This window comes from Desulfosarcina widdelii, from assembly GCF_009688965.1.
Classification (GTDB): Bacteria; Desulfobacterota; Desulfobacteria; order Desulfobacterales; family Desulfosarcinaceae; genus Desulfosarcina; species Desulfosarcina widdelii.
The window spans coordinates 6,265,532-6,286,936 of the sequence record NZ_AP021875.1; the positions used below are offsets into that span (position 1 = coordinate 6,265,532).

Consider the following 21,405-nt stretch of genomic DNA (forward strand, 5'->3'; position numbering starts at 1 on the left):
AACATAAGGCTAATTCATTGCTTTTAATTTATGGCCAACGAAACTATCGGACTGCCCTAATCCGAAACGGAAGCAAATAGGGTCGCAACGTTCAGAAGGAGATTTTACCGCTCCACGAGGAAATGATTATGCCCGATCAAGCCATCAACATCATTGTGTTGTTCGGTTCCATTGCCTGCATCGTATCGAGTGTTCTCTTTACTTTTTTTTGATCCCTGTTTAACGGATCAAGGGAGAACACGGAAGGTGATATGGTAGAATTCGCGCCTCGAACGGACCTTCTCCGGAAACAGCCCGGCAACACGCCCCGCCCTGAACCGGCTGCCAAGGCGGCCAATTTGTTCCGAACGATTCATATCCTCGGCATCGAAACCGTCACTGCGGACGGCCTTGCGCGCACCCTGCCGTTTACTCCGACCGACACCACCGCAGGATCGGAAAACGAATATCAGACAGCCGTGTCCGGCAGCCGCAGCCAGGTGGATCTGGCCCGTGAAATCGAAGACTCTGGATTTTTCAGGAATCTCAAGAAGCGGACCCTGCGTGGGGATGCGCCCCGTTCAAGCCTGACGGCCCTGGAACGCTTTCTGGAAGCCAACGAAGAGGGCGTGTGGGAAAATAGCTGGGTACGGCTGCCCGTGGATACCCTCACCCCTTTTGCACGGTCGATCCTGGAGATCGATCTGCGATCCGACAAAGGCTGTGCCAAAAGTCCCCGGCGCGGCGATGCCTGCCGGTTTCATCTTTGCGAGAACGGTCAGGAAATCCTGCGAATCCCCATCAGTTACCTGCTCAAACTGGCGCTGGCCGATGCTGTCGGGGAAGGTTGCCCGCATCCGACCATACAGGCGGCCGGTCGCAGCGCCATGGACCATTTTCTCTCGGACAACACCTCTCCGGAGACCTTTTCCTTTCATCCGGTCGGTCTGACCCAGGATTCGGGTCCGGGAAAGGCCGTCGCCCGGGAGACGGCACTTCGTTTCATGCTTTCCCAGCTTCTCATCCAGTACGCCAACCGGCAGTTCGGCCTGACGGAAAGCGGACAGAAAGCCGAACTCTATTTCGCTCCCCATCCACCAATCCGGCAGAAGCGTCTGAACAACCTGATTTCAGACAGCTTTTACCGTGCGCTGTTCATGAGTCCCTGCCTTTCCGGCTGGAATGACGGGGAAGCCAAACACCGGTATATGCACCTGTGCCACGAGGTGCTTTCGCGCAGCCAGCTCAATGCGGTCCGCAAACTGCGCGAGGCGGGCATCGTGGCCAACAATCTGGTGGTGCTGCCCAACACCTCCAACATCTCCCTGGCCAACAACGGCACCCACATCAGCCTGGGAAGCCGCAAGCTCACCCGAATGTTGAAAGACCCTGATTCGGGTTTCGGTCCCCAGGAAGAGAAACATTACGGCGATCTGGCCATCAAAATTGTGGAGCATTTTCTGCCGCTTTTCGTGGGCACCTATTCGGCGGCGCCGTACCGGATCGATTTCATGGACTTTCATCCGGAGCGCGTGCTGGGTTTTCTGCCCCACGAAATGGACTTCACCCACTTGCGGATGTTCTGGAGGCGATGGAAGAAAAAGGCCAGCCTGAAGATCCTGGGACGCAGCATCACTCCCTTCGGGCCGGAATGGCTGGACCGCAGTCTGGCGCGCTGTTTTCGGCTCAAGGGCGATCATGTCCCGGATTTCAGGCTCATCGATTATCTGGTGGCCCTGATGGCCACCGACGAAAGCCCCGCACTGGACGGCTGTTTGGGAAACGATCTGCGCCTGAAACAGGACCTGGGAGACATGGGCGTATTCGATCCCTGCATGCCGCTGTACATGCTATATCGGGCCCGCTGTTTCAAAACCATGGGCTTCACCGGTTTCGAAGGGCGTCATTACAGCCTTTTTGAGAACCTGACCCGCGACATGGGGCATGCCGCCAACCTGCAGATGCTGGTGACGGCCCTGGCGTACAAATATATTTTCACCGGGCAGATTTCCCACGGCGACATTCCTGACTCCCCCTTTGTCGAAAGCGAACGCCGGCAGATCTTTTTCGGAGCAGCCGTAGGTATCCCGACCTTTTATGTCCGCTCGGACACGCCCAACCGGCTTTTGGCCCGCATGGCCAAACGAACGCCCAACATCCGCGCCAGCCGTCGTTACGGAGGCTACACCCGTGTGCGGGCCGTGGATTTCAAAAAGACCCTTGTCGCCATATTAAGAGAAGATGCCCCGGAACTGGTCGAGATGGGTGATTTCGGGCAGACGTTGGGTGACCTGGACCTGCGAATCGAAAACCCGGGCCATCACGCGGCGGCCGATCGATTGACCCGCCGCATCTGCGACCGGGCCGGAGCCAAATCATCAACCGACCTGAGTGCGGATGAATTCAATGCAGCGGCGGAATCTTTCTACCGCAAGAAGTTGAAAACGGAACAGCTCGAAGAATCCCTGGATGTGTGGTGCGATCAGGTCGGCCGGCTGGACGGTCTTTCCTCCTGGCGCAGCGGTACCTACAACCAGGCCCTGTTCTCCATTCTCAAAGGCAGGGACGCCGCATCCTTCGTCAATGCACTCCGGCCGGCCCTTTTGTCCGAAGAGCTGTCGGTTCAGGCCATCACCCGACTGATTCACCTGCTGCTGCTGACGTTGACCCAAATGAAAACGCAAGAGGCAGCCGCTTGCCCGGAGGGCTGAGATTCGTGACCCATTTGCCAGGCAGACACCAGTATGTCGATCGGGATTCCGCCCGGGTGGTAACGGAGCGGTTGATCGCCGATTCACTGATCAACCAGCTCTATGCGCGTTCGCGGGAAGATTCATCGCTGCTTTTCAAGGCGGTGACATCCCTGCGCATGTCTGCCGTTCTCGGTTTTCTCAATTTCGACCTGCCCCTGCCCGGCCGGCAGCGGGGGATTCGCAGCCGGATTCGGGCCATGGGCATCGACGTCGACGAATGCCTGGCGGAACCGGAAAGCCTGAACACGCCTCGTAAACTCTTCGAACGCCAAATCCGTTACTGGCAATGCAGGCCCATGCCCACGGCGGTTGACCGCATCGTTTCACCGGCCGACGCCCGGATGATCGCAGGCTCTTTTGACCGGCACAGCAGCCTGTTTCTCAAGGAGAAATTTTTCTCTTTCCCCGAACTGCTCGGTGAAGACAAACCGCAATGGCTGCGGACCTTCGATGGCGGCGATTTTGCCATTTTCAGGCTGACACCCGACAAATACCATTACAACCATCTGCCCGTATCCGGACAGGTAGCGGATATCTACGAAATTTCGGGGCGCTGCCACTCCTGCAATCCCGGTGCGGTGGTTTCTCAAGTTACTCCTTATTCCAAGAACCGGCGAGTGGTCACCATCATCGATACGGATGTTCCCGGCGGTACGGGAGTAGGACTGGTCGCCATGATCGAGATCGTGGCCATGATGATCGGCGACATCGTGCAGTGCTACAGCACCCGTGGTTATGACGATCCTCTGGACATCGGTACCGGCATGTTTCTGGAACGAGGCTGCCCCAAGAGCCTCTATCGGCCGGGGAGCAGCGTCGACGTGCTGATTTTTCAGCCCCACCGTGTGGTGTTTTCCGAAGACATTCTGGCCAATATGCGGCGGCAGGATGTGACCAGCCGGTTTACGCGGCACTTTCGTTCTCCTCTGGTGGAGACGGATGTTAGGGTTAGATCGGAGGTGGGGAAAAAGAGAAATAGAGCGCTTCCGTAAAAAGGCCGATATCTGCGTTACGCTTCGTCCTTCGTCTCTGTGGAGTATTGTTTATACGCCTCGTTCCTCAGGACTCGCAAGCCTTGATCTCGACCTTTTTACAAAGTTGTCTGGTGGACGGTTGAACTGAGGTCACCACATTTTTTACCTTTATCGCGGTTGAATCTTTAATAGGAGTCTGACCCATGCACAACTGGCTGTTTGTTCTCTTCATGACTCTTTTTCTCGTTCCGCTTTTCATCTGGGGCTTTTCCACCCTACAGCGGGAGCGTTGGCAGATCCTTTGTACCGTTCCCGTCAGAAAAATGGCCGATGGTTCCTGGCAAGGCCAGAATCTGACCTACTACGGCCTGTTCAACGCCCTGGCATTGTGCGCCGCCGTTGCCCTGGTGCTGATCCTTACCGGTGCCGCCGGTGTACCTGTTATGGTTTTTGCTGCCATCACCTGCGCGATTTTAGGGATCTGCCTGCCGGCTTCAAGCGTTATTGCCCGCTGGGTAGAGAAAAAGCCCAGCACCTTCAGTGTGGGAGCGGCTTCGTTTTTGGGCATCGTTCTGGGTCCCTGGCTGGTGGTGCCGCTGGAAATGATCGCCCGGCGTTTCACCGGGACCGGGTTCGATCCCATGGCCGTTTTGTCGGCGATGATAGTGGCCTATGCTCTTGGAGAAGGCATCGGCAGGCTGGCCTGTATCAGTTTCGGGTGCTGCTACGGCAAACCCATGGACCAAATGCCGCAAGCGGTTCAGCGCTATCTTTCGTGGGCTGCGTTCACCTATACCGGCTGCACCAAGAAGATCGCTTACGCCCATCACCTGGAAGGACAGAAGATTTTCGCGGTTCCGGCCGTTACGGCGGTACTGTACAGCGCCAGTGCACTGGCCGGTACCCTGCTTTACCTTTCCGGCAGCTATGCATGGGCCTTTTTTCTTTGCCTGTTCGTTACCCAGATCTGGCGTTTTTTCTCCGAATTTCTAAGGGCCGACTATCGCGGGGATCGTAAGATCAGCGTATACCAGATCATGAGTCTGTCGACCGTCCCTTACGGTTTGTTGCTGCCGTTTTTCTTCCCGGCCGCAGGTCCTGCCGGAGACATTGCAGCAGGGCTCCGACAGTTCTGGAATCCCGCGACGATCCTCTCTCTCCAGACGATCGGGATCATCATGTTCCTGAGAACCGGCCGGAGCCAGGTGACCGGATCGGGGGTATCTTTTTTTGTGAAAGAAGATCGGATCTGAACGGTCGCGAGCATCGATATCCATGGCCCACCAATCCTTGTCGAAATACGTCCGCCGAATTTACGACCGCTTCATCAAGCTGAAGGAGGCGCCGCAGGAAATTGCCCTCGGATTCGCCCTGGGGCTCATGATCGGCATGACGCCTTTTCTCGGGGCCCATTTCGCTGCCTGCATCGCGCTGGCGTCTATACTGGGGTGGAGCAAAATCGCTGCCATGGTGGGCGTGAACATCACCAATGTGTTCACGGCGCCGTTGATCTATCCGGTCAACTACTGGGTGGGTGCCAGGTTGGTGGGAGTTTCCAATGGGGTCCGGTGGCCGGCGGCATTCACGGCCGAAGAGATGATCAACCTGATCAAGCAGTCGCCCCTGGTCCTGGTCGACCTGTGTGCCGGAGGGTTGATTCTCGGACTTCCCCTGGCCTTTGCGGGATATATGGTGGCGCTGCGGGCGGTCCGATTGTACCGCAGGCGCCGTTCACCAGATTCTAATGGGTCAGAATTTTGCTGATGAACTGCGCCGCGCGGTCGGTTTGCGGGCTGTCGAAAAAATCATGGGGGTTGCCGGTTTCTACAAGGCTGCCATCATCCATGAAAATCACCCGGTGGGCCACCTGGCGGGCAAATCCCATTTCGTGGGTCACCACGCACATGGTCATGCCTTCGCTAGTCAGTTTGACCATGACGTCCAACACCTCGCCGATCATTTCGGGATCCAGGGCGCTGGTGGGTTCGTCAAAGAGCATGATTTTGGGGGCCATGGCCAGCCCACGGGCGATGGCCACGCGCTGCTGCTGGCCACCGGACAACTGGCTGGGGTAAGAATCGGCCTTGTCTGCAAGGCCCACGCGGGCCAGCTTCTCGCGGCCCAGTTCTTCGGCAGCAGCGCGTTTCAGCTTTCGGACGTTGATCGGCGCCAGGACGACGTTCTGCAGGGCGGTCATGTGGGGGTAGAGGTGGAACTGCTGAAAGACGAATCCGATTTCGGCGCGCAGTTTGGTCAGATTGGTGGAATGATCGTGAAGCGGCGTGCCGTCCACGAACAGCTCCCCTTTCTGGAATTTCTCCAAACGGTTGATGCAGCGGATCAGGGTGGACTTGCCCGAGCCGCTGGGGCCGCAGATCACCACCACTTCTCCGGCAGCGACATTTAAATCGATATCCTTGAGGACATGCAGCTTGCCGAACCACTTGTTGACGCCTTTGAATTGAATCATAACATGACTTTCTGGGTGGCCATCTTCTCCTCGAGTCGGTTGGAAAGCCGGATCAGCGGGTAGGAGATGACAAAATAGAGAATACCCACCAGCGAAAAGACCATCAGCCCTTCAGGGATACGCACCACGGTGACCCAACCTACGCGGGTCAACTCCACCACGCCGATCACCGATACTACCGACGAGTCCTTGATCAGAAGCACATACTGGCCCACCAGCGGCGGAAGGATGGTCTGCATGCTCTGAGGGACGATGACATGGCGCAGTTGCTGAAACAGGGTCAAACCCGACGAGGTGGCTGCTTCCCATTGCCCTCTGGGGACGGCTTTGATTCCTCCGGCCACGATCTCGCAGATGAACGCCGTGCCTAAATTGGTCAACGCGAGAATTGCAGCCGGGAATGCATCCAACTGGATACCCCATTCCGGCAGGATGAAAAAGACGATAAAAATCTGAACCACGAAGGGCGTACCCCGGATCAAGGCCACGTAAGCGCCGATCAATCCCACCAGAATCTTGTTGTTCGAGGTTCGCAGGATGCCCAGTACAAGACCGCAAATCGTTCCCAGCACCAGGCTGATGCCCGACACCGCCACGGTCATCCACAGCCCCTTGAGAAAAAACGGCAGGATTTCGATCAGCCGCTGGAAGTAAAAGAGCATCATGGTCAGTAGGCCTCCCTGAAGATGAGCTTTTTCTGCGACCAGTCGGCCAGGGGTTTGAGTACGAAGTAGATGCACAGGTAAAAGAAGGCCACGGTGAAAAAAGCCTCGGTGGGCATAAATCGCTCGGAGGTGAGCGTTTGCCCGCAGCGCGTCAATTCCATGACCGAGATCAAAGAGAGCAGGGCGGTGTCCTTGACCAGAACGATGGCCTGCCCCAGCAAGGGCGGCACGGTGATCCCCAGGGCCTGGGGCAGGACGATAAAGCGCATGCGTTGGAAGTAGTTGAGGCCGGAGGATACGCCCGCTTCGATCTGGCCGTTGGGCACCGAGGTAATGCCGGCCCGTACGATTTCGGCAATGTAGGCGCCGCTGTTGAGCATCAGGGCCAGGATGCCCGTCTGGATCTCCGGTACCCGCAATCCAAGGGTCGGCAGTCCGAAATAGAAAAAGTAGATCTGGACCAGGAGCGGCGTCGAACGGATGGATTCGATGTAGACGATGGAAAGGCCCCGAAGCAGCCGCCAGGGAGAAAGCCGGCAGGCGCAGGCGATAATGCCGGCGATGAGGGCCAGGAAGATCGAGACAATGGAGATCAGAAAGGTGTTGCGCAGCCCCTCCAGAAAAAACGGCATGTACTCCCAAATGATGCGGAAATTGAAGCCTTCGAGCATAGCCGAGCCTTAATTGAGGGATTCGCAAAAAGTCGAGTTGGTTCCATGGATGTCATCCCCGCGTAGGCGGGGATCCAGTTTCTTCATATCGTTATGGATTCCCGCCTTCGCGGGAATGACATGTCGAGCGACTTTTTGTGAATCTGCCAAAATCGCATTCACAATTTTGGGGAGAGAAGAAGCCTATACGCTTCTTCTCTCCGAAGCTTCTATTAGTGGTCTTTCTTCCAGTCGGTGGACTCCATCCAGTACTTGACGTTTTTATCGTAGCTGCCGTCGCTGCGGGCAAATTTGAAATAGAGATTGATCCATTGCCACAGGTTCACCGACTCGTGGCGCACGGCAAAGGCCAGGGGATCCTTGCCCTGCCCCAGGCGTTCGGGGAGAACCCTGACGGAGTTGGGCGGAAAATCCGGTAGAACGGTCAGCACGGCCAGGTCGTCATTGACGCCGGCATCCACATGGCCGGCCAGCAGGGCCTGGACGATCATGCGGCCGCCGCCCTTGTAGGTCTTAATCTTGGCTTTGGGCAGGTATTTTTTGGCGATGGTCTCTCCGGTAGAACCCAGGAGAACACCCACGGTCACGTCCGGGTTGTTGGCATCTTCCGGTTTCTGGAAAGAGGCGCCGGTGGTGGTGAAGACACAGGGCTGTACATAGTACCACGGATCGCAGAAAGTAATCTTGAGGTGGCGCTTGAGGGTGGGGGTCATGTCCGCTGCCAGGATATCGGCCTTTCCGGAGAGCAGTGCGGGAATCAGACCATCCCAGTCGAAATCCAAAATCTTGAGCTTGACGCCCATGCGGTCGGCCATGTCCTGGGCAAAGTCCACCATGGAGCCGGCAGGCTTGCCGTCCTTGTCCACGAAAGCATAGGGCGCCGCGCCGGACTGCACGGCCACCCGCAGTTCTCCGCGCTTGACGATGTCGGTAAGGGTGCCGGCCATTGCGGTTCCCGCGGCCACCATCATCAGAGCCAGCAGTACTGCCAAAATCCTTGTCTTCATGTTCTCCTCCTTGTTTGAAATGGTTCTGTCCTATTCCTTCTCAATGGAATCCATGAATCCCGGTTCGCTTGGATTCCGGTGAGACGGTTCTGCTTCAGCAAGAGGCCCTTTCGGCTGCATTCCAGAAAGGCAGGCCTTTCCGGGTCGGTGTCATTCCAGGACGCGCTCCTCTTCCTCGACATCGATTCCACGGTCGCGCAGGGCTTTGGTAAATGCCGGGTAGGGAATATGCTTCATTGGCGACAGCACACCCGAATCCCGGATTTCGCCGGCGGCAATCATCCGGGCCACGATGCTGGCCGGGCAGCTCACACCCTTGGCCATGGCCATGATGCCGGTATCCAGGTCCCGTTCGATGAGCAGACGGCTGACCAGGCGGACCCGCCGGCCGCCCTTGATGCCTTCGAAGACATTGAGCATGACTACCAGGTCCTTTTCGTTGCGCTTGTACTGCAATTGGGGGCCTAGCAGTTTGTTCATCATCTGGTAAGGGGAGACCGCGCAGGGAAGGCCGGGTACCGGATCTTCACTCAAAAAACCAAGTTTTTTCAAAGGATGCCACAGGGCGCTCCAGCCGGGCCAGCGCAGCGAATAGCGGCCGGTTTCCCGGATGGTTGCGGTAACCCCCAAGGCATCGGTAAAAAATATGGCATCCCCGTTGGGAATGGCTTCCAGGGTGCCCAGTCCCGGAAAATCCACCTGACGAACATTCCGGGGGTCGTGCTGGTCGGCTCCGGGAATATCGACGGCCTTGCCTTCATCGATCATGCGGCTGTCCCGCTTGGTGGAGGCCAGGACCCCTTCGAAAACCCAGGAAATCTTGTAGTTGAAGGGGTTGTCGCAGGCGGACCGTTCGGGAAGTCCGCCGCAATAGGAATTGACTACGTGAAGTTCGTCGAAGCGGCGGCCGGCTTCGCCGTAAATCACCAGGTCAATGCCCGGATCCAGGCCGCATTCGGGCATAATGGCGACGCCTGCGTTTCGGGCCGCTTCTTCCAGATGGGCGATGGGATAGGCGTAATTGGAATTGACAGCGCTGACACCGGTCCGGATAGCTGACTGGCAGACCGTTTCCACGAACTGCCTGGGGAGCAGGTCAATGGCCACATCCGCCTGCCGGAAAAGACGGTCCAGATTCTCCGGGTTATTGGCATCCAGGGATTCGGTGCGGACCTTGGCCATATCGACAAAGGCCGAGATTTCATCCATGGCTTCGAAGTTCGCGTCGGCACAGATCACCTCTTGCACATCCGGATTTTTGGCCAGATCGAAAACGGCGGCCCTGCCCTGAATTCCGCAACCGCCCAATACCAGCACTCGCATGGGATAGATACTCCTGATTTTTGGGGAAAGCGAATCGCCGTGCTTCGCTCGGCGGTCTTTTTCAGAAATGATCGTTCAAATTAACCGTTTAGTCAAAAGCCTGTCAACGCTTTTTAAATCAATGAACCGGTTCCACCCGGATGAACACTTGCCGTCGTTTTGCCGTCCGGCCGGACTGGCCGTGGGTCAACCCGGTATCGGTTCCTTGGGCGGTGGTCAGGATGCCGCCGATTTCAATCCATTCGTTCAGGCTCCCCCGGACCCGGGTCCGGATCTGCTGAGTTTGCACCTCCCCGGAAAGATTCCCCGCCGGTCGATCCCGGTGGGTTTCGATTTCAAGGATCACCCGCTGCCCCGAAACCCGCGGGGAGACCTGCATGCCGGTAAACATTTCCCGGTAGCCCACCACCTCACGATGGCGAACGCCCCCATGAACGGGGCTGCCCAGGACCACCGGTACGGACAGCCCCACATAAACCGTGGCGGCCGCGCCGTCCTCGACGAGGACCCGCTGCACATCGGTGCTGCGCTGCGTCGAAAGGCTGCTTTGGGCATCCACGGCGACCGTGTTCGGCGGTTGGTCCCGGCGACCGCCCGCTCCGATCTTCACATGGTCGCCGATGGCAACGTTTCCGGATGCGGATATACGGCTCAGGTTGTCCAGGGCATTTTCGCCCTGAACCAGGGTAATGGCCAACTGTTGCGAGGCCCGGTCCAGATGGGCGATGACTTCCCGGATCCGGATCAGGTTTTCCGGGGAAGTGGTCAAGAAAAGGCGAAAACCATCGCCGCTGAGGGTATTGCCCGGTTCGAGCAGCGGCGAGATGATCGGAATGACCTCGTCCGCCGTTCGGTGTTTGAGTTCGATTACGGCCAGCCGGTCGGTTGACGCCAGAGCCAGGACCGACACCAGCAGACATAAAATCGTCATGCCGATCAAGATGGGGCGTTTCGTTAAACGGAGGTACATGGCAGGACCCCTTGTCCTCGCAGCCTGAAAAGGCCACTGTTCATCGTCGGCCGGAGACAACCTGTGGTGAAGCGGCATCCCTTTTCGACAGGCAGGTTCGGGATGCTGGCCGGTGTGGAACGTTTCGGGAAGTTTTTTTTATCCCAATTCGGGCCGATCTGCAAGGTGTTCGCCCGACATCCAGTCGGGCTGCTGCGATAGCGCGTATTCCACATTGACAATAGTTTTACCTGAATTCGCCCTTTGGTCCTTGTGATTTGGCCATCGATGCTTTAGTTTTCATGAACTAAAAAATTAAGGAGCAGGAGGATCATGCCCAGTTCGATCATTATATCCACGGGAAGCCATATTCCATCGGAAACGATTCCCAACAGCCATTTCCTCGGGAATACGTTTTATACTCAGGATGACACCCTCGTGGAAAAACCCAATCCGCAGATCGTCGAGACCCTGCACAATATTACCGGCATCAGCGAGCGGCGATATGTCAACGAAGGGCTGACTACCACCGACATTGCCTTTATGGCGGGCCAAAACGCCCTCGAAGGTATGGACCGGGAAAGCCTGGACTACATTATCGTGGCCCAGAATTTCGGGGATGTACAGGCCGGCAACCTGCGAACGGACATGGTGCCGACCATCGCCTCGCGGGTCAAACACCGGCTGAAGATCGAAAATCCTTACACCGTGGCCTACGACATCCCTTTCGGCTGCCCCGGATGGATTCAGGGCATGATCATGGCCGACTATTACATTCGCTCCGGAGACGCCCGGCGGGTTATGGTGATCGGTGCCGAGATTCTATCGCGCGTGTCGGATCCCCACGACGTGGATTGCATGATTTTCGCCGATGGCGCCGGGGCGACCGTTGTGGAGGCCGGCGATACGGATGGAGGCATTCTCGCCCACGTGGCGCGTACGGATGCTCTGGACAATGCCTGGTTGCTGCGGTTGGGTCCCTCCTACAATCCGAACCATCGCGGAGACGAGCTGTATATCAAGATGGACGGCCATGACATTTACAAATATGCGCTGAAAACGGTTCCCCTGGTGGTCAAGCAGGCCCTGGACAAGGCCGGACTGGACCTTGGCAATGTCAAAAAAATCCTGATGCACCAGGCCAACGCCAAGATGGATGACGCCATCCTGGCCCGCCTGTTCAAGCTTTACGGCGTTTCCCATATTCCTGACGATATTATGCCCATGATCATCCATTGGGCCGGCAACAGCTCGGTGGCCACCATTCCCACCATGCTGGACCTGATGATGAGGGAAAAACTGGAGGGACACCGGCTTTCCTCCGGGGATGTTGTCGTATTTACCTCGGTCGGGGCGGGCATGAACATCAATGCCATGGTCTATCGTCTGCCCTGACTCAAGACGCTGCTAAATCTCCAACGCCGCCAGAAACCCACCATGGATGGCGTCGTTCAGCTTGCCGGGGGCCACGGCATCGCCAACCACAGTGTGGGGGATGTCCGCATCGGCCAGAAGATCGGACAGATGGCGTTCGGACTTGGAGCCCGACGCCAGGATAATGGTGTCGAAACGGTCCGAGTGCCGGCAATCCTCCCTCTCCCAGATTATCTCTCCCTTGCCGATGGAAAGGACCCTGGCGCCGGTTCGGATCGTGACTGCGTAGCGGTCGAGCCGGTCCATGAGAATCCAGCGGGTGGACCTGCCCACATCCTTTCCGGCCTTGTCCAGCATTTCGAAAACGGTGACGCTTGAGGTGCCGGCGAACATCAGTTCCTTGATCCGTTCGGGAGGCATGCCGTCGTAGGCCATGAGAAAATGAACAACCTCCGGCGTCAGGGTACCCCGGGCCGCCACGAAAAGGGCGGTTTCCAGGCCCACGGCGCCACCGCCGACGATGGACACCCGTTTGCCCAGCATGGGATTTTCCTTGAGGACCTGCCAGGCGTCGAGCACATCGGCACCGTCGGCTCCGGGGATCGGCGGAATCAGGGCCCTGGCCCCTTCGGCTATAATGACATGGTCGGGGGCATGGCTGCGGATCAATTCCAGGTCCACCGTGGTGTTCAGGTGCAAAGGGATGCCGTGCCGCTGAACCATTGCCCGATAGTAGCGGATGAATTCCAACAGTTCGTGCTTGTGGGGCGGTGCACCGGCGATCCACAACTGACCGCCCAGGTCACGGTCCTTTTCGAAGATTTCCACGCGATGGCCCCGGATGGCGGCGGTGACGGCCGCTTCCAGCCCGGCGGCACCGGCGCCGATTACCATGACCTTTTTGGGTGAATCGGTTTCGAGGATTGCCCGTTTGGCCTCGAATCCGGCCTGGGGATTGCCCACGCAGTACACCGGCCGGCCGCTGAAGATTTCGTCCGTGCAGCCCTGGGAACAGGCCACGCAAGGACGGATCTCGTCGGCGATGCCTTCCATCGCCTTTCGGGGCCAGTAGGGATCGGCGATAAGCACCCGACCCAGGTTGACCATGTCCGCGTACCCGTCGCGCAGGATGCGCTCCGCATCGTCTGGCGTTGCAATGCGATTGGAGGCCATCACCGGCACACTGACGGCGTTTTTGATGTTGCGGGCCAGAAAGGCGTAGGCGGTGCGGGGCAGCTCCATGGGCAGTTGGGGAACCCGCGATTCGTGCCATCCGCCGGTGACATTGATCGCATCCACGCCAGCGGATTCATAGGCCGCCGCGATTTTCGGGGTTTCCTGGTCGGTATTGCTGCCCGGCACGAAATCGTTGCCGGCCATGCGGATCGTTACGGGGACGTCCGGTCCGACGGCCGATCTCACCTTTCCGATGAGTTCGACGGGAAAGCGCAGACGGTTCTCGAAGCTGCCGCCGTATTGATCGGTGCGCTGATTTTTCAGCGGTGAGAGGAACTGGGTGACAAGATAGCCGGCGCTTCCGATGATCTCCACGCCGTCGAACCCGGCGGCCACGGCCCGGCGGGCGGCTGCGGCAAAGGCCTTCTGAACCTGCTGGATGTCATCGATGCTCATTTCCCGCGGGGTGGTCTTGCTGTATCTGGAATAGACGGCCGAGGGAGCGATGGGGTCTTTTCCGTCGATGAGAAATGGATGAGAATAGGCACCGGCATGAAAGAGCTGGACCCAGGCCCGGGCGCCTTCGGCCTTGATGATTTCGGTGACCGTGGCAAAGTCGTCGATGACCGCATCATCGGCAATGGACAGGGCCAGCAGGCCCGAACCGAGAAAGTCCACGCCCACGGGCCCTACGGTGACAATACCGGCGCCGCCCCGGGCCCGTTCGCGGAAGAAATCGGTGTAGCGCTGGTTGAGCTTGCTGTCGTAGGAATAGAGCAACCCCAGGGACGGATAGGCGATGCGGTTTCTGATCTCCAGTTGATTGATGGTGATTGGGCTGAACAGGTAGCGATACATTGGCACTCCTTCCTCGACGGATCCGTAAAAAGGCCGATATCGGCGTTACGCTCATCCTTCGTCACTGCGGCGTACGCCAAAGTACGCCTCATTCCTCAGGATTCGCAAGCCTTGATCTCGGCCTTTTTACGAATCCGTCGGAAAGGCGACATCCTACAAGATCATTTTCTCATGCTCGTCTGATTAGGACTGAAGGAACAGCATGTCAGGCGGTCTTCGCCGCTTTCCCAGATCATGACGACACCGAATGTCAGGGCGCCGCAGGTGACGATGCAGGGCCGTTTGCCGGCCAGTTCGACGGTTTGTCCTGCATCCACAGGAGCGAAGTGAACCTGGCGATCGATCCGGTAAATTATTTCCGGCGTGTGACTGTGCCCCCGCAGCAGCAGCCCGTCGGGATTTTCCTTGAAATAGGTCTCCGCGTCCCGTTTTCCGATGGTTCCGATCATGGCCGACAGCCCCAATCGTTTGACGAAGGGCCGCGAGTGGACGAAAGCAACCCGGCCAACGGTGAGCGACAGCGGCAGATCCTCCAGAAAGGAGAGCTTTTCCGGTCGGATGCCTGGATTTCTTCTCCCCCTGGCATCGGCCGTCAGCGTGTGGTCGTTGTTGCCTTTGACGGCGACGATTTCGAGTGTTCTCACCCGGTCCACGCAGGCATCGGCGGTGTCGAAGCGGTTGGAGTCGCAGATGTCTCCCAGATGCACCAACATTGTGCAGCCCTGATTTCTCAAAAAAGCGGCGCCCTTATCGATGGATTCGGGATCGCCGTGGCTGTCGGCCATGATGCCGATTTTGTGGTGAGTTTGTTTAGCCATTGATTATATAAATCGACAGGATACCATCGCTTAAAACTCAACACGTAACACTTAGAACTTTTTCAATGGGCATCAAATCACACCCTCTTGTCGAAGTTTTTGGATTTCCTGCTGACCATATCCCAAATTCTCTAGAACCCGGTCGGTATGTTCGCCAAAGGTCGGTGGCGCCGAATCGATCCGACCCGGCGTTTCGCCAAACTTCACCGGAATGCCCAGGGCAGCAGTTCCTCCTTCCATTTCGCGGATCATTTCCCGTTGAGAGAACAGTGGATCGCCCAACGCTTCGGCCACGGTCCGTACGGGGGAGACGCAGACATCCAGACCATCGAATTCCCGTTCCCAATGGTCAAGTGTTTTGTCTTTGAATGTCGATCGCAGGAACGCGATGATTTCTTCCCGGTGGGATTCATCGTATTGCAGCGGGCCATATTCCGGCTTGCCGATGCAATCGCACACGTTCTGCCAGAAGCGGTTTTCGACGGCCCCAACGGCCAGATAGCGGCCATCGGCCGTAGCGTAGGTGTTGTAGCAGGCGTAGCGATGGGCGAGAAAGGTATCGCCCCGGGTTTGTTCGGTGCCGAATAAAGCCTGAAAAAACTGAACCGCAGGCAGCAGGCCGAGCATGCCGTCGGTCATGGAGATGTCGATCTGCTGGCCATGGCCGGTGCGCTCCCGGTGGAAAAGGGCCATGAGAATTCCCAGGGCGCCGTTCATGCCGCCGCCGACCAGGTCCGCGATCTGGATGCCCGGAATGGCGGGGGCTCGGTTTTTTTCTCCCATCAGGTCCAGCAGACCCGCGCGGCTCAGATAGTTCACATCATGGCCGGCCGCATGCTTCATGGAACCGGTCTGCCCGTAGCCGGTGATGGAGCAGTAGACGATTTTGGGATTCACCCGGCAAACGGATGCGTAGTCTACGCCCAGACGCTTGACCACCCCCGGACGGAAGCCCTCCACGACAACGTCCGCGTTTTTGACCAGTTTGAAAAAGATCTCGCGGCCTGGGCCGGATTTCAGGTTCAGGGTCATGTGCCGTTTGCTGCGGTAGACGGGAGCAACGAACTCCCCGCTGTCCCGGTAACGCGGGTCTTCCAGGGCGATGACCCGGGCGCCGTGATCAGCAAGAAGCATGGTGCAGTAAGGACCCGGCAAGAGCCGGGACAGGTCGATGACGGTAATGCCGGATAAGGCGCCGGATGGATTCATGGTCTATAACCCCATAAATTTGGCAGCAATCCCCTTCATGATCTCGTTGGTGCCGGCGAAAATGGACATGACCCGAACGTCCCGCCAGGCCCGCACCAGGGGGCAGGATTCCATGGCGGCCAGGTCGCCGAGAATACTCAGGGCGCGGTCGGCCGTGCGGTTGGCCAGATCCGTGGTCCAGAACTTGGCCATGGACGTCTCCACCACGATGTTCTTCTTCTCGATGTGGTCGGCCACCAGCTTGTCCACGAAGGTGCGGCCAATCTTTACGTCGGCGGCCATCTCCACCAGTTCGAACTGAACGGTCTGGGATTTAGAAAGGGGACGTCCGTTGCGATTGTGGCTGCGGCAAAAATCCATGGTCCACTCCAGCATGCGTTCTGCGCCGCAGACCGCTCCCACGGCACAGGTCAGGCGCTCCTGCTGGAGTTTTTCCATGAGCATGAGAAACCCCATGCCCTTTTCTCCCAGGCGGTTGCCCACGGGAATGCGGCAATTGCTGAAAAACAGCTCGGCGGTGTCCTGGCTGTGCCAGCCCATTTTCTCCAGTTTGCGGCCCCGGGTGAAACCCGGCGTGCCGTCCTCGATCACATACAGGGAGAGTGCTTCGTACTTGTTTTCCACGTCCGGGTTCCTGGCCGCCAGCACCACCAGGTCGCAGTTGATGCCGTTGGAGATGAAGGTCTTGGCGCCGTTGATGGTCACCGTATCGCCTTCTTCCACTGCCGTGGTTCGCATGCCGGCCAGGTCGCTGCCGGCGTCCGGTTCGGTCATGGCCACGGCCGTGATGCATTCGCCGGAGACGCAGCCGGGAAGGTATTTCTCCTTGACGGCCTCGCTGCCGTAGGATTCGATGTAGGGCACCACCACGTCGCTGTGCAGGGCCGCGGCCAGCCCGGTCTGGACGGTGCGGGATATCTCTTCGGCCACGATCACCGAATAGCGGAAATCACCCCCGATTCCGCCGTATTTCGGATCCACGGCCGGGCAGAGAAATCCGCTGCCGCCCATCTGGCGCCAGACCGATTTGGGAACGATGCCCTCCGTCTCCCATCGGTCGACATGGGGGATGACATGAGTTTCGCAGAAGATGCGCAGCCGCTGTCTGAAGTCTTCGTGTTCGGGGGTATAGGTGAGAATGTCCATAATCCTCAGTCTCCATGCTTGCCGATGATCGAGATGCTGCAGATGTTCTGGAACGGAAATCCGCCCAGATTGTGGGTCAGTCCGAACCGGGGATTGTCGATCTGGCGTTCGCCGGCCCGGCCCAGCAGTTGCAGGTACATTTCGTAGAGCATCCGCAGGCCCGAGGCGCCGATGGGATGGCCGAAGCACTTCAACCCGCCGTCCACCTGGCAGGGCACACCGCCGTCCCGGTCGTAAAAGCCATCCATGATGTCCTGCACCGCTTTGCCCCTGGTCGAGATATGCAGATCTTCGTAAGTGACCAGTTCGGTGATGGAGAAGCAGTCGTGAACTTCCATCATGCTGATTTCCTTGCGTGGATCGGTGATGCCGGCCTCGGCGTAGGCCTTGCGGCTGCATTGGGTAGTGGTCATGAAGTGATCGCCGTCCCAATCGTTGTAGCCGACCTCTTCTCCGGAACTCAGTGCCAATTGAAGGGCCTTGACGGAGATGAGGTCCTTCTTGCCCAGGCTTCTGGCGATTTCCGGGGTGGTGACGATGGCGCAGGCCGATCCATCGCTGACTCCGCAGCAATCGAAAAGACCCAGCGGGTGGGCGATGATGGGTGCGGCCATGACCTGGTCTTCGGTAACCTTTTTTCTCAGGTGGGCCTTGGGGTTGAGCAGGCCGTTGTCGTGGCTCTTGACGGAAACATGGGCCATGGCCCGTTTCAGGTCCGCGTCCTTGATGCGGTATTTGGCGGCATAGGCGCTGGCCAACTGGGCAAAGGAGCCCGGGGCTGTCAGGTTCGGCCACCACTGCCAGGTGAGGGTGCCTGCCGACGAACCGAAGTTGGGCAATCCGCCGTAGCCGGTGTCCTTGAGCTTTTCCACGCCCAGGGCCAGGCAGATGTCGTAGGCCCCCGAGGCCACGCCGTAGACGGCGCCCCGGAAGGCTTCCGTCCCAGTGGCGCAGTAGTTCTCCACCCGGGTGACGGGGATCATGGGCAACCGCAGGGTGGTGGACAGGGGCATGGCGGTCTTGCCCACGTTGATTTCCTCCAGGCAGGTGCCGAACCAGGCGGCTTCGATCTGATTTTTCTCGATGCCCGCATCGGCCAGGCACTCTTCGAAGGCCTCCACCATCAGTTCTTCGGCCCCCATGTCCCAGCGCTCGCCGAAATGGGTGCAGCCCATGCCGATGATTGCCACTTTGTCCTTGATTCCGGTTGCCATGGTTCCTCCTTTATGGGGAAGGGGCGGTCGCGGCCCCTGCTGCGTTGGGGTTAGGCGAGCTTGAACAGCCGTTCGATCAGTTGGGATTTCATGATATCGCCTTCGATCACCAGTTTTCCCGATGTGTAGGCCTGCATGGCGGGCAACTGGCCGGTGATGAGCCGGACAAAATCGGCGTCGCCGATTTTCAGGGTGCAGGTGGCCTTGTCCGCCTTTCCGGAAGTTACCGTGCAGGTCTGGTCCTTGACGTCAACGAACCAGTCGCCTCCCCCTGGCCCATCAATGCAGTACTGAAACACCACATCGACGCCTGCAGCGGCATCCGCCACAAAGGCGTCGGGCATTTTCTCGAAGATGGCCGCGACGGTCAATTCCTCGTCCGACGACGGCTCGGCGGGAGCCGGCCCGGGTGCAGCCGCCGACGAAGGCGTCATCAGGTCCATCAAAGCGGTGGTGAGGTCGGACAGTTCCCTGGCCCCTTCCATGTTGTTGATTTGATCCCACTGGGCATGAATCTGTTCCACGGTGGGCGGCTGGTTTTCACTGCCGATGATGGCACCGGGACCGGTCATAACGGCCGCGCGGTTGGCGTAGCCCATGCCGGTGTTGAAGATGGCGCCGGTTTCGCTGCAGCGGTCGCTGCACAGATAGACCACCAGGGGCGCCACCAGTTCCGGCTTCATCTTTGCGAACATCTCCGGCGGCAGGATGTCCTCGGTGAGCCGGGAGGCCGCCAGAGGGGCCACGGTGTTGACCTTGATGTCGTATTTGGCGCCTTCCAGCTTGAGGGTGTTCATCAGCCCCACCAGGGCCATTTTGGCGGCCGAATAGTTGGTCTGGCCGAAATTGCCGTACAGGCCTGCCGCCGATGTGGTCATAACGATGCGCCCATACCTCTTTTCCTTCATGGCGGCAAAGGCCGGCCGGGTGACATGGCAGGCGCCGTTTAAATGCACGGCCATGACGGCATCCCAGTTTTCCGGCTCCATTTTGGTAAAGCTTTTGTCCCTTAGAATGCCGGCATTGTTGATGACGATGTCCACGCTGCCGAAGGTGTCGATTGCAGTCCGGACGATATTTTCCCCGCCCTCGACCGTGGCCACGTTGTCGTAGTTGGCCACGGCCTGGCCGCCGGCCGCCTGGATTTCGGTCACCACGAGATCCGCCGGAGAGGCGGAGCCGCCGCCGGAGCCGTCCCGGGCGCCTCCGAAATCGTTGACCACCACGCAGGCGCCGCGCCTGGCCAGTTCCAGGGCGTAGACCCGTCCCAGGCCGCCGCCGGCTCCGGTCACCACGGCCACCTGGCCGTCGAAGCGGATGCGGTTCATCAGCTCGGCGGCGCCGGGAATCGGTGTGGCTTTCCAGAAATAGTTGACGAAGCCGCGCTCCTTGTCCTCGGTTCGCTTGCGAAAGACCATGCGCATGGGCAGGCCCACCTTCAGGTCGTCCATGGTGCAGTCGGTGAAATCGGCCATCATGCGGCCGCCGCCCTCGAACTGGATCATGCCGTAGCAATGGGGCGGATCCACGGATACGGCCAGAAGATCTGCCGTGAAGGTTTTGATGGCGGCCGGCCGGTCGGCGAATTCGTAGTCCACCTGGCTGTGCATGGCACCGCAGGAGGGATTGACACAGACCTCCGTTTTGGGGAACTGGGGCGTGTCGCAGGCTTCGCAGCGTCCGCCCACGAGTCCCAGCAGCATGTGCCGTTTGCGCCACAGGGCGGTCATGGCCGTCTGGGTCGGGGCTTCGGCGCGGATGCCCATTTCGGTCTGGATCAGATCCCGGAATTTTAAGAATTTCGGGTAGTTGTCGATGGTCAGTTTGTTGGCCAGGGAACCGTCGACACCGTCGCGTGCCGGCAGTTCGGCGATCGCATCCGTCACCCGGAAATACAGGGCATTGCATCCCTGTCCAAACCCGGCGACCAGAATGCGGTCTCCGGGACGGGCCGTTTCCAGGGCCTGGCAGAGCATGAGCAGGCTGTGAGCCGTGCCGGTCTCCCCACAGACCTCGTGAAGGTTGTCGGCCACCTTGTCCTTGTCGGCCCCCAGCAGCCGTGCGATCTTGCGGTGTTCGGCTTTGAAGAAACAGGGGAACACCAGCCGGTCCACATCCTCCATGGTAATGTTCAGCTTGGCCATCAGCCCCTGGACCGCTTCGGGGATGATCTTGGCGTAGCCTTCGTCCCGGGCCCAGCGCTCCTCCCACATGTAGTCGTAGGTTTTGCCCGAAGCCCGGTAATGGTCCACGAAGTCGTGGGACACCGAATGGCTGCCCAGAAACTCGGCGATGACGTTGTCCGATCCCACACACAGGGCGGCGGCACCGTCTCCGAACCACATTTCGTAGAAATAGGCCGCTTTGGTTTCCCGGCGGTCGGCGGCGGCCACCATAACCTGTTTGCGGTCGCCGGCCTTCACGGCATCCAGGGCGCTGATCAATGCGCTGGTGCCGGCTTTCTGGGAAGCGGAGAAATCGGCGGCCAGGATTTCGTTTTTCAGGTTCAGGGCCGTGGCCGCGATGCCGGCATTCTGGCGGTCGGCAAAGGGCAGGGTCGTGGAGGCCAGGTAGAGGCCGTCAATTCCGGATTTATCGATTCCCGTGAGGCAGGCCCGCGATGCGGTCACGGCCATGGTGAGGCTGTCCTCGTCCCAGTTGCACATGGATCGCTCGCCCTGGGCCACCATGACGGTAGCCGGGGCGAACCAGCCCATGCTTTGAAAGATGGCCATGCGCTCGAGGCGCAGGCGGGGGATGTAGGCGCCGAAGGAGGTAATGCCAATAATTTCAGCCATATCAACTCCTCATGGGGCAAT

General features: G+C 58.8%; 17 protein-coding genes. 5 read left to right on the forward strand and 12 right to left on the reverse strand.

The annotated features are described in order from the left end of the window. The first annotated feature begins 251 nt into the window (after positions 1-251). The 4 genes from GN111_RS28655 (at position 252) to GN111_RS28670 (ending at position 5,470) form a co-directional block, all read left to right on the forward strand. Positions 252-2,690, forward strand: coding sequence for a hypothetical protein (locus GN111_RS28655; protein ID WP_155307027.1), 2,439 nt, complete (start codon positions 252-254; stop codon positions 2,688-2,690). Between the two features lie 5 nt (positions 2,691-2,695). Further along, positions 2,696-3,724 (forward strand): phosphatidylserine decarboxylase, encoded by a 1,029-nt coding sequence (locus tag GN111_RS28660; RefSeq protein ID WP_231715592.1) that lies wholly within the window; start codon positions 2,696-2,698, stop codon positions 3,722-3,724. Between the two features lie 185 nt (positions 3,725-3,909). Further along, on the forward strand, positions 3,910-4,959 hold the full coding sequence (locus GN111_RS28665) for a prolipoprotein diacylglyceryl transferase family protein (RefSeq protein ID WP_155307028.1): 1,050 nt from the start codon (positions 3,910-3,912) through the stop codon (positions 4,957-4,959). A gap of 22 nt (positions 4,960-4,981) precedes the next feature. Next, positions 4,982-5,470, forward strand: a complete 489-nt coding sequence (locus tag GN111_RS28670; protein ID WP_155307029.1) for a DUF2062 domain-containing protein — start codon at positions 4,982-4,984, stop codon at positions 5,468-5,470. On the opposite strand, the gene GN111_RS28675 is transcribed toward GN111_RS28670, so the two are convergent. The 6 genes from GN111_RS28675 to GN111_RS28700 form a co-directional block, all read right to left on the reverse strand. After that, positions 5,448-6,176, reverse strand: a complete 729-nt coding sequence (locus GN111_RS28675; RefSeq protein WP_155307030.1) for an amino acid ABC transporter ATP-binding protein — start codon at positions 6,174-6,176, stop codon at positions 5,448-5,450. The two genes, GN111_RS28670 and GN111_RS28675, sit on opposite strands and share 23 nt — an antisense overlap. After that, on the reverse strand, positions 6,173-6,841 hold the full coding sequence (locus GN111_RS28680; protein ID WP_155307031.1) for an amino acid ABC transporter permease: 669 nt from the start codon (positions 6,839-6,841) through the stop codon (positions 6,173-6,175). The genes GN111_RS28675 and GN111_RS28680 overlap by 4 nt, the downstream gene beginning before the upstream one ends. A gap of 2 nt (positions 6,842-6,843) precedes the next feature. Then, positions 6,844-7,512 carry an amino acid ABC transporter permease gene (locus GN111_RS28685; RefSeq protein ID WP_155307032.1) on the reverse strand — a complete coding sequence of 223 codons (669 nt, stop codon included), beginning with the start codon at positions 7,510-7,512 and terminating at the stop codon, positions 6,844-6,846. Positions 7,513-7,724: 212 nt separating this feature from the next. Further along, positions 7,725-8,519 carry an ABC transporter substrate-binding protein gene (locus GN111_RS28690; RefSeq protein WP_155307033.1) on the reverse strand — a complete coding sequence of 265 codons (795 nt, stop codon included), beginning with the start codon at positions 8,517-8,519 and terminating at the stop codon, positions 7,725-7,727. A 150-nt stretch (positions 8,520-8,669) separates the two neighbouring features. Next, positions 8,670-9,842 carry a saccharopine dehydrogenase family protein gene (locus GN111_RS28695; RefSeq protein ID WP_155307034.1) on the reverse strand — a complete coding sequence of 391 codons (1,173 nt, stop codon included), beginning with the start codon at positions 9,840-9,842 and terminating at the stop codon, positions 8,670-8,672. Positions 9,843-9,960: 118 nt separating this feature from the next. Beyond that, positions 9,961-10,812: a secretin GspD/PilQ domain-containing protein gene (locus GN111_RS28700; RefSeq protein ID WP_170302501.1), complete on the reverse strand. Its 852-nt coding sequence runs from the start codon at positions 10,810-10,812 to the stop codon at positions 9,961-9,963. A gap of 312 nt (positions 10,813-11,124) precedes the next feature. Here GN111_RS28700 and GN111_RS28705 point away from each other — a divergent pair, with 312 nt between their 5' ends. Further along, complete coding sequence (locus tag GN111_RS28705; protein ID WP_155307036.1) at positions 11,125-12,186, forward strand: 3-oxoacyl-ACP synthase III family protein; 1,062 nt, start codon at positions 11,125-11,127, stop codon at positions 12,184-12,186. Positions 12,187-12,198: 12 nt separating this feature from the next. Here the strand turns inward: GN111_RS28705 and GN111_RS28710 are convergent, their stop codons facing one another. The 6 genes from GN111_RS28710 to GN111_RS28735 all read right to left on the reverse strand — a co-directional run bounded on the left by GN111_RS28710 (position 12,199) and on the right by GN111_RS28735 (position 21,384). Continuing rightward, complete coding sequence (locus GN111_RS28710) at positions 12,199-14,199, reverse strand: oxidoreductase (RefSeq protein WP_155307037.1); 2,001 nt, start codon at positions 14,197-14,199, stop codon at positions 12,199-12,201. Positions 14,200-14,360: 161 nt separating this feature from the next. Further along, positions 14,361-15,017 carry a metallophosphoesterase family protein gene (locus GN111_RS28715; RefSeq protein ID WP_155307038.1) on the reverse strand — a complete coding sequence of 219 codons (657 nt, stop codon included), beginning with the start codon at positions 15,015-15,017 and terminating at the stop codon, positions 14,361-14,363. Between the two features lie 72 nt (positions 15,018-15,089). After that, positions 15,090-16,226, reverse strand: coding sequence for a CaiB/BaiF CoA transferase family protein (locus GN111_RS28720; RefSeq protein WP_155307039.1), 1,137 nt, complete (start codon positions 16,224-16,226; stop codon positions 15,090-15,092). Positions 16,227-16,229: 3 nt separating this feature from the next. After that, positions 16,230-17,372, reverse strand: coding sequence for an acyl-CoA dehydrogenase family protein (locus tag GN111_RS28725; RefSeq protein WP_155307040.1), 1,143 nt, complete (start codon positions 17,370-17,372; stop codon positions 16,230-16,232). Positions 17,373-17,377: 5 nt separating this feature from the next. Continuing rightward, the gene (locus GN111_RS28730; RefSeq protein WP_155307041.1) at positions 17,378-18,586 is read right to left on the reverse strand and encodes an acetyl-CoA acetyltransferase; all 1,209 of its coding nucleotides are present in this window, start codon (positions 18,584-18,586) and stop codon (positions 17,378-17,380) included. A gap of 50 nt (positions 18,587-18,636) precedes the next feature. After that, positions 18,637-21,384, reverse strand: coding sequence for an SDR family NAD(P)-dependent oxidoreductase (locus GN111_RS28735; protein ID WP_170302502.1), 2,748 nt, complete (start codon positions 21,382-21,384; stop codon positions 18,637-18,639). Positions 21,385-21,405: the final 21 nt, after the last annotated feature.